Genomic DNA, 12,938 nt, shown 5'->3' on the forward strand with positions numbered 1-12,938 from the left:
TTAGCGAGAACTTAGGCTTTTTTAAATTAATAACTTATAGTAGAAGAATTTTTAAGGTGCCTGCTCAAAATTACGCTTGTTGTTCTTTTCTCATATACATCATGACATCCTCAGTTAATGCAGCAAAACCTAATTTTTCTAAAATAACTCCTTTAGGAAGATGGGACTTTGACATCGTAACCGTCTGTACTTTTCGTTTAATATTTTCATTATGTACTAGTGTTAGTAAGTCATAAAAATATGGGATGGCTTTCTGGTCTAGTGCTACTGCAAGTATTTCGGAATAGTCTGTGTCAGCTCGAATTGTCACGCCAAAATAGGCAATTGGTTCATCTGCAATTTTACATTCTAATGCATAGTCAAATTCTATTGAACCGTAATACTCGCTTAACATTGAGAGTTGTTCATTTGTTAATGGTTGTTGCTTCGTTTTTATATTTTTCCACTCTTCAAATAGAAAGTTATCTTTTATTTCAAAAGAAAAGTCTGGAATTGGTTGTATACTTTTTAATAATATTGGATATTTTGCTCCAATAATTTGAGATCGATTTGTAATTTGGAAGCCCTTTGATAAGAAATAGTCTATTTGTTTATCCCACTGGCTTCTAAATCTCTGTGCGAAAACTTTTCCACCATACTCGTCACTTTTCGCAAAGTCTAGAACTTTTTCAAATAATTCATCTTGAACAGAACCTTCAAATTCCGGTAAAACCCAAGGGTATCCTAGTGAAACAAAATCGCCTTTTCCTGAGAAACTCATATATCCAATTAATCTTTCATTTTCAAAAGCAAATACACGTGACTTTTTATTAAACTCAGCTTGAGACTCATAAAGTTTAGGGGATAATGTTGGCTTCCATGCAAATGGTAAGTTTTTGGTCATTTGATTCCAAAAAGAATATTGCAATTCGAGGTCCGAAGAGTTCTCATAAAATCGAAATGTAATTGTCATATCATGATCCCTTTCTTGTTTTACTTTAATATTATCAAATTTATGTTGAAGCAAGAGAAATAATAATGAATTAATTTGTTTTATGATAAAAAGTAAAAAAAAGAGATTGTTCATGCGCCCATTTCTTTTTTAAAGAGTAATTAGTCGTTAAAATTGTAGTCTTAATGATTTGACTGTTATAGTAGAAATCCACATAAAGGTTGGTTTCAAAAATTAGATTTTGAAGATGAAAAAATTATTGATTGGGCACTAGAAGTATCGAATTTACAATCTTATGAATTTCGATTTCTTCAATCATTATCAGGTGGAGAAAGACAAAGAGCTTGGATTGCAAGGGCAATCGCGAGACGTCCTAATGTGTTATTATTAGATGAACCAACTACATTTTTAGATATCGCACATCAATTAGAAGAAATGGAACTGATTCAAATGTTAAATGATCGTTTTGGCATGACAATTATTATGGTGTTACATGATATCAATCAGGCTGCCACTTATAGTGACAGATTAATTGTCTTGAAAAATGGTTGCATTGAATATGATGGAGATTCAGAATATGTGATTTGCAAAGAGATGTTCCATGATGTATTTGAGATTGATGTAGAGATATTTAAAGATGGGGAACGACCATTTTTTAAACCAATCAGAAATGTTGGCAAATTAAAAGAAGAAGAACGTTTAGGAGTACATAGTAAATGAAGTAAGTATATTTCAATCATATAGAGGAGGGACATTAAAAATGATTATGACAACAAATACAATTCGTGTCGTAAAAGGACATGGAGATGAAGTAATTGAACGATTTAAAATCTCAAAAGGGATTCATAAGTTTCCAGGTTTTATCCGTATTCAAGTTCTAAAAACAATGGATTTAGAAGAGTACGATGAAGTGAGAGTATGTACAACTTGGGAAGCGATGGAACATTTCAAAGGATGGGTAAATTCAGATTCTTTTAAATCAGCGCATGCAAAAAGACAAGAACAGCAAGCTTCAAATGAAAATAACATCATTTTAGGTTCACAATTAACATGTTATGAAATTCCTGTAGAGCACTTACGCGAAGAGGTTGAAAAGTAAGACCTGTTTAATAAGCATTTAAAAAATAACCCAGAAAAGAGAGTTTGTTAAAAGACTCTCTTTTTCATTGCAATTCGTATCATGATATAGTGTTGATTGTCGAATAGAAGATACTGACTTGTAAGGAGGAGTGTAAATGAAAAAACAAGTGATTGAATCGTTTAACCAATTATCTGTTGCTTATGAAAATACAGTAGACCACGAAAGCCCGTATAATACACACTATGAAAGACCAGCGATGATGTTAGAGTTAGAAAAGAATCTCGAGAATTATCAAATTTTAGATGCTGGTTGTGCTGCAGGCTGGTACACTGATGCCCTTTTAAAAAGAGGCGCAGCTGTGACTGCAATTGATATTAGTCAAAGCATGGTTGAAGCTGCAAAACGAAGAGTAGGAAATAAGGCTAACATATTATGCCATGATTTAGAGCAGACACTTCCATTCCAAAATGAAACATTTCATATCATTATTAGTTCTTTAACCCTACACTACATAAAAGATTGGGATTCAGTATTTACAGAGTTTAAGCGAGTACTTAAGCCAAATGGAATATTATTGTTCTCAGTTCATCATCCATTTTCAGATTACACGATATTTAAAAGTGAAAATTACTTTTCAAAAGAGATACTCACTGATCAGTGGACGAAAGCAGGCAAAGATATTGAAGTTGTTTTTTATAGAAGACCACTACATGAAATCATCCAATCAACGGTAAATCACTTTACGCTATCTTCTCTTATCGAACCACAACCTATTCCTGAACTGAAAAATATAAATCCAAAAGCTTATCTTACATTATCAAGGGAACCAAGATTTATCATGATAAAAGCCGTTAAGAATAATAAATAAACTTTTGAAAAAGAGGAGTTCTTCAAGTAGAACTCCTCTTTTTGGAAATAATACAAATTATAATGAACTTACATTGAAATTTTATCTTGCTTATAATCTAATTGTTTTGATTGTGTCATTCTATATGCCATTATGCCAAAGAGAACACCTGCAAGACCTCTAAATATTGTGGAAATAATCATTGCAAAATTCATGCTATAAGATTCAAGCAAAAATACGCCAACTTGAGGTGCTATAAATGCAATAATAGAGAGTAAAAAGTTATAGTTGGCAATATAGGAAGTACGATGGTCTTCTTCAGTTGCGTCTAATAAACTATTAAATAGAATTAAGACAGTTCCAGATACGAAAAAGCCTGAAAAGAAATTGACGATAAATAAGTAAATAAAATTAGTTGAAAGAATGTTTAAAATTGGTGCTGTAGCCATTCCAATTGAAATCCAAATTAACAGTTGGGTGTTGCTATAGCGATTCGCCATTTTTGCCCACCATGGGTAACTAACAATTTGTGATAATTGATTACTTACAGTAAATAAACTGACCCAAAACGCAGTTGCATGTGCAATTCGAATTTGATAAATCGAAAAAAGTGACCATGCCATTTGCCAAGCAAAGTTAAAGAATAGAGCACAAATTAAAAAAGTTACATATGGTTTGTATTGAAAAAGATGCTTTGAAAAAGGAGAATAGTGCTCTGTGAGTTGAAGATTTGTCTTCTCTTCTTTATGCTTCAAAATATAATATAACTCAAACATCCCAAAAATAAATGCAACTAAAAATAATAATTGATAAGGAAGTGCATTAGAAGAGTGATAGGCTTTCATGCATAAACCTACAATTAGGGTTGCAATCATGCCAATCAATGTAAGAACCTTATTTCGTTGACCAAAAAATAGATTTCTTCGTTCTGCAGGTATCAAATCTCCAATAAAAGCCTGCCAACTTAAATTCATAAACGTTCCTGGCAAATTCATGATTGCAATTAAAATTACAAAAAACCAGGCAATATGATCTGATTTTATAAATGGAAGAAATACCATTAGTAGAAGAAACAAGCGCGTAAATAAAATGGAGTAAGCTGTGAATTTTCTTTTTTCTTCAAGCTTATTAACAATAAAAGCAGCTGGAAGCATTGCAGCCATTCCTACAATCGAAGGAAATGAAGAGATTAAACTTACTTGATAATTAGAAGCACCTAATATTGCAATCGCAAACAAAATAAAATAGTTATTAGACAAACTAAGTGCAATCGTTTGTGCAGCCCCGTTTTTTATGCTCTGTGATTCGTTATGAAGAACGTCCTGTTTACTGTAAATCAACTGATTTTCCTTCTTCCTTTATGAATGTTATTAAATGAGTTTGAATACTGATAAAATTATAAGTTATTTAGTTGATTTTAAAATTTTTAAATAATTCATATGAACAATAGCATATTTATGATGAAATATCTATGGATAAAACCAAAGTTTTTGGTGGAAAATTATCCATAAATTTTTGAAAAAAACGTTGTGAAAAAAAGTACTTAAAAATTGCATTCACACATAAAATTGACTAAACTTATATAATCTTTGTTTACAAAAATAAAAGATATTTATTTAAACATATTAAATATTGGAAAGTACATTTTTAAATAGTTAAGCCATACTATTATTAGAGTTGACGTTTAAATAATTCATTATTTTAACGTCAATTTTTTATTGTAGATATGTTGTTTTATACATAATTAAGTTTACAACAAGGAGAAGAGACATATGTTTACACCAGTTTATAAAGTGAATGAGCAGGGAGAGATTTACTTAAGTACAAATAGTTTTTCAGTATCATACGATCAATTTAAAGAAGATGAAATGGGTAACGCATATGTAATTGTAAAAAGTGGAGAAGAGCCAATCATTAAAGTTAAACTTCTTCTACATAATATTGGAAATGCTAGAACACAAGAGCTTGAAGTAAAAAACAAATCAGGGCTAGGATTAGTCGAAATTCGACTTCTTCATGTGAAAATTAAAAAGTATAAAAATGGATGGGGCGCAAAGATTCAATTACAAAATGGAGAATTAACTATTAAAGGGGATATCCCGAAACACGTAAAAATACAAGTTGTTCGGAAAGTAAAACTAGGATAAGAAAGAAGCTATTAAAAAATAGCTTCTTTTTTTTGTCTATTTTTACGATAGACATGCTTGTTTAATATTTTAGTTCACAAAAAGAAAACAAAAGAATCCTCACTATCATCAATATTTTTTTAAGCTAAAACAATCTTAAGTAAAAATTAAGAAATCTATTACATAATGCAATTAATCAATTAAAAGGAGTGTTATGTATGCAAAACATGGAAACAAGTGAGATTACACAAAAGTTGAATAAATTGGAGAAAAAAACAAGAAATAAATCAAGTTTAGAGATGAACCCTAAATTCATTTCAATCTTATTAATCGTTAATTTAGTGATTGGTATTTTTAGTTTAGCTGGGATTGGATATTTAAGCTTTAAAGACATGAATCGTAATCAAATGATCCGAACAAACTTCCCTAATGGTGGTAACTTCAATGCTCCTAATGGTGATATGTTCAATCAACAAAATCAAGGACAATCATCTAGTAACTAAGGGGGAGAAGAAATGAAAAAGTGGATTATCGGAATATTAGTGATCATTATTTGTGCGGGTACGGGAGGATATTTTTATTTAAAACCAAAGGCACAAGAAACTTCAACAATTACAAGAACACAGGTAGCACAAAAAGGTACATTAGAAGTAAAAGTAAGTGGTTCAGGTTCGATTGCAGCAACGAATAGTGAAGATCTGATGTCAGAAACAAATTCTGAAGTTGATGAAATTCTTGTTTCAAAAAATGAAACAGTAGAAGAAGGAGATGAGCTAATCAGTTTTACAGATGGTAGCGATTCAATTGAAGCTCCATTTTCAGGAACAATCACTTCTATTGCGGTTGAAGAAGGAGATATGGTGAATCAAGGGACAGTTGTCATGCATATTACAGATTATAAAAATTTAGAAACAACAATTGGTGTTGATGAACTAGATATCGCAAAAGTAAAAGTTGGACAAAGTGTAACGGTTGATGTAAGTGCTTTTCCAGATACAACATATAAAGGGAAAGTTAGTGAGGTCTCAAAAGAGGGAGAAGTTTCAAATGGCGTATCTACTTTCAATGTAAAAGTTAAACTAAATAAATCAAATAATTTAAAAGTTGGTATGACTACAGAATCTGCTGTCTTAGTTCAAAAGAAAGAAAATGTAACATATGTTCCAGTTGAAGCAATTAATACAAGTAATAATGTAAAATACGTTATCGTAAATGATACTTCTTCTTCGAATTCAGAAGCTCAAGCTACTACAAGTACAGTAGAAGTTAAGACCGGAATTACGAATGAAAACTACGTTGAAATTGTATCAGGTATTCAGGCTGGCCAGCAGGTCGTGTTACCACAAATTCAATCATCTAATACGAATAACTTTGGCCCAGGTGGCAATTTCCAAATGGGAGGAAACTTTTCAGGTCCAAGTGGACAAGGTAGTCAAAGAATGATGATCCGTGGTGGTGATAACAGTGGAAAGTAAGGATTTAATTCAAATAACAGATATGAACAGATATTATGAATTTGGTGGAGAAACGCTCCAGGTGTTAAAGAATGTTTCAATCACGATTAATAAAGGAGATTTCGTAGCGATCGTAGGACCCTCAGGATCGGGAAAATCAACCTTTATGAATATGATTGGTTGTTTAGACCAGTCAGATTCAGGGAGTTATTTATTTGATGGTGAAGCAATTGAGGATATGAATGATAGAGAACTAGCACTTATTCGTAATCAAAAAATTGGATTTATCTTTCAAAACTTTAATCTATTAACTAAATTAAGTGCATTAGAAAACGTCGAATTACCTTTAAGTTATAGAGGACTTTCGCAAAAAGATCGAACAAATATGGCAATTCAAGTTTTAAGAGAAGTTGGGTTGGAAGAGAGAATGCATCATCTTCCATCACAGCTTTCTGGTGGTCAGCAACAAAGGGTCGCAATTGCAAGGGCTCTTGCAGGTAGACCAGATATTTTATTAGCAGATGAACCAACGGGAGCATTAGATCAAAAGACGGGTAGAGAAATATTAGATCTAATGAAAAAACTTCATAAAGAAGGACATACGATTATTCTCATCACACATGACGAAAAAATAGCGATGGAAGCTTCTAGAGTCGTAAGAATTGAGGACGGATGCCTAAGTGAGGAAGGAGGAATGCCACTTGGGAATGTCACAATTAATCAAAATGGCAGTAAAAAGTATAGTTAGTAATAAACTAAGAGCATTTTTAACAATGTTAGGTATGATTATAGGGGTTTCTTCGGTGATTATTTTGGTATCAATCAGCCAAGGGTCTAGTAAGCAAATTTCGGATCAAATTGGTGAACTTGGTACAAATTTATTAACTGTAAATTTCTATAATACGGACTCAACTTCATTTAAAGAGAAAGATATATCAACATTAAAAGAATTAAATGGCGTAAAAGAAATAGCACCAGTTGTATCTGGACGAGTTACAGTCAAAAATGGAAAGACTTCTTCAGAAGTTTCAGTGACTGGTACTACGAGCTCTTATCAAGATGTAAGAAATGTGAAAGTAAGCTCAGGACGATTTTTTACAGATTTTGATAATGATGAGAGGTTAAAAACTGCTATTCTAGGTTCAGATACAGCGAAAACGTTATTTGGACTATCAAATCCTATTGGTGAGTCAGTACAAATTAATGGGACTTCATATAAAGTAGTCGGCGTACTTGAATCAAGCGGTAGTTCTTTAGGACAAAGTGGTGATAGTACTGTGTTACTTCCCATTAAAGTAGCACAGAGATTACTTCAAAATACAACAATCAGTTCAATTTACGTTCAGGCTCAAAATGAAAATATGGTAAATTTTGCGAAAGCTAATATAGAGAGCTCACTATCGGTGTTATTTGGAGGTAGCCAGGATAATTTTAGCGTTACAAACCAACAAGATGTCATTGACACTGTTAGCTCAGTTTCAAATACAATGTCAATTATGTTAGGTGGAATTGCATGTATCTCATTAATTGTTGGTGGGATTGGAATTATGAACATTATGTTAGTTTCAGTTTCAGAGAGAACGAAAGAAATTGGAATTAGAAAAGCGATTGGTGCTCAAAAAATTGATATTTTGCTACAATTTTTAATTGAATCCATCGTATTAAGTTCGTTTGGTGGTATGATAGGAGTAGGCTTAGGTGTAAGCTTGGCGAAGATATATTCATTGATTTCAGGAACAGCCATTTCTTTCTCCATTCCTGTCATCGTTTTATCATTTACGTTCTCTTTATTGGTTGGGGTGATTTTCGGCGTATTCCCAGCATATAAAGCTTCTAATATGAGACCGATTCAAGCATTACGATTTGAGTAAATAATGAAATGAAGCGTAACCTTTTGGAGCGCTTCTTTTTTAGTATTATGGAGGAAGTTAAATGAAGATATTAGTCGTAGAAGATCATGAGGAAGTTTTAACATCCATTGTCGAGTTATTATCGGCTGATTTTACAGTTGATTCGGCTTTAGATGGTGATGAAGGATTATTTTTAGCAATGCAAAATATATATGATGTAATTGTATTAGATGTGATGTTACCATATAAAAATGGATTTGAGATTGTAAAGGATTTGAGAGAAGAAGGAATACTAACACCGGTCTTATTGTTGACTGCTAAGGATGCTCTTGAGGATAGAGTTGAAGGCTTGAATTTAGGTGCAGATGATTATCTTGTTAAGCCTTTTCAAGGCCCAGAATTACTTGCTCGTATTTACGCTCTTTTAAGAAGAAGTGGAAAACTATCAATTGATAGTTCATTAAAATATGAAGGTATTGTGTTAAAAGGGAAGGAACATCCAGTTGAAGTAAATGGAGAAACGATTCACTTAACAATTAAGCAATTTGAATTATTGGAGTATTTAATTCAGAATCAAGGTAAGATTTTAATGAAGGAGCAAATTTTTGATAGAGTCTGGGGATTTGACTCTGATACAACCGTCGCAATCGTTGAAGTATATGTACATCAGCTTCGTAAAAAGTTAGAACCATTCAATTATGGTACTGCCATAAAAACAGTAAGAGGTATTGGATATATTTTGAAAGAAGATTAGGTGAAGTATGTTTAAGAAAACAAAAATTCGGTTAACAATCATAAATTCAGTTGTATTTAGCCTATTGATTGGAATACTGTCCGTCATTATCTTTACATATACAAATACACGTTTGTACAAGGACGTTGACCAATCTTTATTATGGACAATCGAACGGATTCAAAAAAGTGATAATCCTGCTGGCTTGCAAATTGCAAATCGAGATCCAAGATTATTAATGATCATATGGGATGAGAATAAACAACGCACTAATCCGTTGCCAGGTGCAAATGTCGTTTTTTTAGAAGAGGAACTGAAATATCCTAAAAAAATCAATGAGCTGTATGATGATAAAGTTGGAAACATGAACTACCGAACGATTTCTATTCAAGGTGATACTAGGCACGGAAAAATAACACTTCAGCTTCTACGAAATATAGATTCTGAAAAAGAGCTATTAGACACCTTGTTAATTATCTTACTTGTTGGATGGGTCATTGGTAGTATTTTGTCTGTGATAGCTGGTAACATTCTTGCGGATCGTGCGCTAATTCCCATCAAAAACGCATGGCAAAAGCAACAAGAATTTGTATCAGATGCATCCCATGAAATACGAACACCACTAACCGTTATTCAATCAAGACTAGAGCTAATATTAAGAAGTCCAAATGCTACAATTGAAGAAAAAGCACAAGACTTTTCAATCCTATTAAAAGAAAATAGAAGACTTTCTAAACTTGTAGCAAGTCTGTTAACTTTAGCTAGATCAGATTCAGGTCAAATTCAGTTGAACAGAAATATGTTTTCCCTGAACGAATTATTAGAGGAAGTTATTTCTCACTTCTCTGAAATTGTGTCATTTCAAAATAAAGAAATTTCATTATTAATAAGTAATACCCATTTTTATTATGGTGACCAAGAACGAATACACCAGTTACTTGTCATTCTCATCGATAATGCTTTAAAGTTTACAAAAGAAAATGATTCGATTCAAATCAGCTGCGAACAAATAAAGAATCATATTGTTTTAAAAGTTCAAGATAGTGGAGTTGGAATTAAAGAAGAAAACGTAACAAGGATATTTGACCGATTTTTCCAAGAAGATGAATCACGAACGTCTAAATCTGGTATAGGTCTAGGATTGTCTATTGCCAAGTGGATTGTAGAGGAGCATAATGGGAAGATTCGAGTGCACAGTAAAAAGGATGTAGGAACAACCTTTGAAATTATCTTACCGATTCATTCAACTAAATAATGTAATATAGCGTTATTTCTTAGGAAATATTGTAGAAAAAGAAGGAAATCATGATAAAAGAATGTTAAATTCACCAAAAAAGTACACATGTAGTGTGCTTTTTTTGTTTGAGCGGGCAAGTTAAAGTTTCTTAATATCTTAAACAGAATGTTAATTCTTCATGCAATTGCACTAGGAAAACATAGTCTACAAAATAATAATATATTGTAAACGTATTCATTAATGAATAAGATAGAAATATAAGGTGGGAGAAAAAATGAAATTCGATAAATGGATTTTAAGTTTTACGATATTACTAATATTGTTCATCTATGTTCTTCTAAGATATGAAGCTAGCTCTAATCAAATTGAGCGTGCAATAGAGTCTTTGTCTATTAGTGAAGATAAGAAGGTTGGGAAAAAGCATTTCATTTTAATTGGTCAAGAATATGACAACCCATATTGGAAAAGTGTTAATAAGGGTGCAAAAGATAGTGCGAAAAAATACGATATTAATATAGAATATGTTGCTCCACTTCGAACGAGTGTAGATGAGCAATTAAAGCTTTTAGAAAAAGCGGTTGCTTCAAAAGTTGATGGAATCATTGTACAAAGTATAGATAATAAAAAGTTTACCCCTATTATTAATCAAGCTATTTCGAAAAATATCCCTGTTATTACGATTGATACCGATGCACCTGATAGTTTAAGAAAATCATATATTGGGACTGATAATTATAAAGCAGGTATTCAGTTAGGACAAACAGTTGCCGAAATGACGAATGGGAAAGGTAATATTGGCATTATTATAGGAAGTGAAACCTCCGAAAGCCAAAAAATGAGGTTGAATGGTTTATTAAATGTAATCAATCAATATCCGAATTTGCATGTGATTGATCGGTCTAGTTCGAATATTTCGAAAATACAGGCATCACTCCAAGCTGAGCGTATGCTACGTAAATATGACAATATCAATATAATGGTTGGTATTAGTGCATTAGATGCGATTGGAATTTCAAATGCAACAAACAATGTGTTTGACCGTGAAATCCAAATTTACGGATTTGATGGTTTAGAGGAAACAATGAAAGGGATTATTGATCATAAAATTAAAGCTACAATTGTCCAAAAGCCATATGATATGGGGTTTAAAGGTGTGGAATTGCTCTATAAATCAATACATGGAGAGCAAATTGTTAAAATTAATCATACGCCAACCGAGGTCATTACTAGTGATAATGTCCTTCAGGAGGTAAGGCATTGAAAATACGTACTAAGCTATTTATATTTATACCAATCATTGTTTTACTACTAAATCTTGTTTCATTTTTTATTTTTGAAAGCGGAAAAAAAGTGCAAGAAAGCTACAATCTCATGATTGATAAAATTTATATTTATAAACAAATCTCTAATGAGACAGATAAAAATTTACGATTCTTAAGTAGCTATATCATATATCAAGATTCAAAAAACTATAAATTATTAATCAACCATAAGGAAAAATTGAAACATTTAAAAAACAAATTAATGAACCAAAGTGTCAAAAAAAATAATGAACTGATTATAGAAAACTATTACTATACTCTAAATTCATTTTTGGAAGAAGAAGACAGCATTACAAATAGTCTCATTCAAAAAAATTATTCTAATTATGTTGAACAGTATAAGGAAGTAGAAAAGATTGCCTCATTTATCAAAGAGGATAGTCAAAATCTAGTTGATATTGAATTAAATACTTATTATCCCATTTATAATAATGTCGTTAAATATACGAATTCTATGAATAAACTTGGAGTAATGTTATTTATTATTACTACGATCATGAGTATCGTTTTTGCGATCTGGTTGTCTAGAAGTATTATTCTGCCAATCAATAAGCTCATTTATATGGCGAAACAGATTGGTAAAGGGAATTTTGAAGTTGGTCCATTTACTACATCAACGAAGGATGAAGTTGGAATTCTAGGCGAAATATTTAATGAAATGATGCATAATTTAAAAATTCTAATGTCAAAAAATTTAGAAATAGTTGAAAAAGACCGTCTTGTTAAGGAACTTGAGTTAAAAGCCCTTCAAAGTCAAATTAATCCTCATTTTTTATTTAATACTTTAAATGTTATTTCAAAATTGGCTTATATAGAGGGAGCAGAACAAACGAGTGATTTAACAATTTCTACTTCTAATTTATTGAGATATAATCTGCGAAAGCTTGACGAGGCCGTAACGATTTCAGATGAAATTCTAAATGCTAAAGAATACTTCTCAATTCAAAAAGCTAGATTTCGAGATCGAGTAAGTTTCGAGATTAATGTTGATGATGAATGTCTAGAACAATTAATTCCGTGTTTATCGATCCAACCATTACTTGAAAATGCTTTTATTCACGGAATCGAGCACATGGAAAATGATGCTGTCATTGGTTTAGAAATAAAAAAATCTACTGATGTGATCACCATAACCGTTTACGATAATGGAAGAGGAATGACTGAAGAGGTTAAATACAGTTTGTTAAATACAACAAATACCTTACATGAAAAAAGAAAATCTACTGGTCTAGGTACAATCAATGTATTTAAACGTTTAGAATTATATTATGGAAAAGAAGATATAGTGAAAATAGAGAGCAAAATTAATGAAGGAACTAAAATTATTTTAACGATACCGTGCAGTTCATAACGAAAG

Annotated in this window: 13 protein-coding genes and 1 pseudogene; 12 read left to right on the forward strand and 2 right to left on the reverse strand. The window is 31.8% G+C overall.

Translation table 11 applies throughout. The annotated features are described in order from the left end of the window. Positions 1 to 70: 70 nt before the first annotated feature. Positions 71 to 952, reverse strand: a complete 882-nt coding sequence (locus ABID96_RS03680; protein ID WP_192600868.1) for a hypothetical protein — start codon at positions 950 to 952, stop codon at positions 71 to 73. 177 nt (positions 953 to 1,129) lie between these two features. Between ABID96_RS03680 and ABID96_RS03685 the strand changes: the two are divergent. From ABID96_RS03685 to ABID96_RS03695, 3 genes and pseudogenes are all read left to right on the forward strand, one after another. Further along, positions 1,130 to 1,651 (forward strand): annotated as a pseudogene (locus ABID96_RS03685) (ABC transporter ATP-binding protein); the annotation flags it as partial. A 40-nt stretch (positions 1,652 to 1,691) separates the two neighbouring features. Beyond that, positions 1,692 to 2,030 carry an antibiotic biosynthesis monooxygenase gene (locus ABID96_RS03690; protein ID WP_192600869.1) on the forward strand — a complete coding sequence of 113 codons (339 nt, stop codon included), beginning with the start codon at positions 1,692 to 1,694 and terminating at the stop codon, positions 2,028 to 2,030. Positions 2,031 to 2,166: 136 nt separating this feature from the next. Next, positions 2,167 to 2,880: a class I SAM-dependent methyltransferase gene (locus ABID96_RS03695; RefSeq protein ID WP_192600870.1), complete on the forward strand. Its 714-nt coding sequence runs from the start codon at positions 2,167 to 2,169 to the stop codon at positions 2,878 to 2,880. A gap of 68 nt (positions 2,881 to 2,948) precedes the next feature. On the opposite strand, the gene ABID96_RS03700 is transcribed toward ABID96_RS03695, so the two are convergent. Continuing rightward, positions 2,949 to 4,199 carry an MFS transporter gene (locus tag ABID96_RS03700; protein WP_377896642.1) on the reverse strand — a complete coding sequence of 417 codons (1,251 nt, stop codon included), beginning with the start codon at positions 4,197 to 4,199 and terminating at the stop codon, positions 2,949 to 2,951. A 432-nt stretch (positions 4,200 to 4,631) separates the two neighbouring features. On the opposite strand from ABID96_RS03700, the gene ABID96_RS03705 reads away from it, so the two are divergent. From ABID96_RS03705 to ABID96_RS03745, 9 genes are all read left to right on the forward strand, one after another. Then, positions 4,632 to 5,006 carry a hypothetical protein gene (locus ABID96_RS03705; protein WP_087999688.1) on the forward strand — a complete coding sequence of 125 codons (375 nt, stop codon included), beginning with the start codon at positions 4,632 to 4,634 and terminating at the stop codon, positions 5,004 to 5,006. Positions 5,007 to 5,203: 197 nt separating this feature from the next. Further along, entirely contained in the window at positions 5,204 to 5,488 is a 285-nt protein-coding gene (locus tag ABID96_RS03710) for a hypothetical protein (protein ID WP_192600871.1), read from the forward strand. A gap of 12 nt (positions 5,489 to 5,500) precedes the next feature. After that, a complete protein-coding gene (locus ABID96_RS03715; RefSeq protein WP_192600872.1) occupies positions 5,501 to 6,460 on the forward strand; it encodes an efflux RND transporter periplasmic adaptor subunit in 960 nt (319 codons plus the stop codon). 22 nt (positions 6,461 to 6,482) lie between these two features. After that, complete coding sequence (locus ABID96_RS03720; RefSeq protein WP_192602004.1) at positions 6,483 to 7,187, forward strand: ABC transporter ATP-binding protein; 705 nt, start codon at positions 6,483 to 6,485, stop codon at positions 7,185 to 7,187. Beyond that, positions 7,147 to 8,310: an ABC transporter permease gene (locus ABID96_RS03725; RefSeq protein ID WP_377897023.1), complete on the forward strand. Its 1,164-nt coding sequence runs from the start codon at positions 7,147 to 7,149 to the stop codon at positions 8,308 to 8,310. Before ABID96_RS03720 ends, ABID96_RS03725 begins: the two co-directional genes overlap by 41 nt. Before the next feature lie 61 nt (positions 8,311 to 8,371). Further along, positions 8,372 to 9,043 (forward strand): response regulator transcription factor, encoded by a 672-nt coding sequence (locus tag ABID96_RS03730; protein WP_192600873.1) that lies wholly within the window; start codon positions 8,372 to 8,374, stop codon positions 9,041 to 9,043. Between the two features lie 7 nt (positions 9,044 to 9,050). Continuing rightward, the gene (locus ABID96_RS03735; protein ID WP_192600874.1) at positions 9,051 to 10,277 is read left to right on the forward strand and encodes a sensor histidine kinase; all 1,227 of its coding nucleotides are present in this window, start codon (positions 9,051 to 9,053) and stop codon (positions 10,275 to 10,277) included. Positions 10,278 to 10,533: 256 nt separating this feature from the next. Continuing rightward, on the forward strand, positions 10,534 to 11,520 hold the full coding sequence (locus tag ABID96_RS03740; RefSeq protein ID WP_192600875.1) for a sugar-binding protein: 987 nt from the start codon (positions 10,534 to 10,536) through the stop codon (positions 11,518 to 11,520). Then, positions 11,517 to 12,932, forward strand: a complete 1,416-nt coding sequence (locus ABID96_RS03745; RefSeq protein WP_192600876.1) for a sensor histidine kinase — start codon at positions 11,517 to 11,519, stop codon at positions 12,930 to 12,932. The genes ABID96_RS03740 and ABID96_RS03745 overlap by 4 nt, the downstream gene beginning before the upstream one ends. Positions 12,933 to 12,938 lie beyond the last annotated feature (6 nt).

This window comes from Gottfriedia sp. OAE603 (assembly GCF_040543965.1).
Taxonomy (GTDB): Bacteria; Bacillota; Bacilli; order Bacillales; family Bacillaceae_G; genus Gottfriedia; species Gottfriedia solisilvae.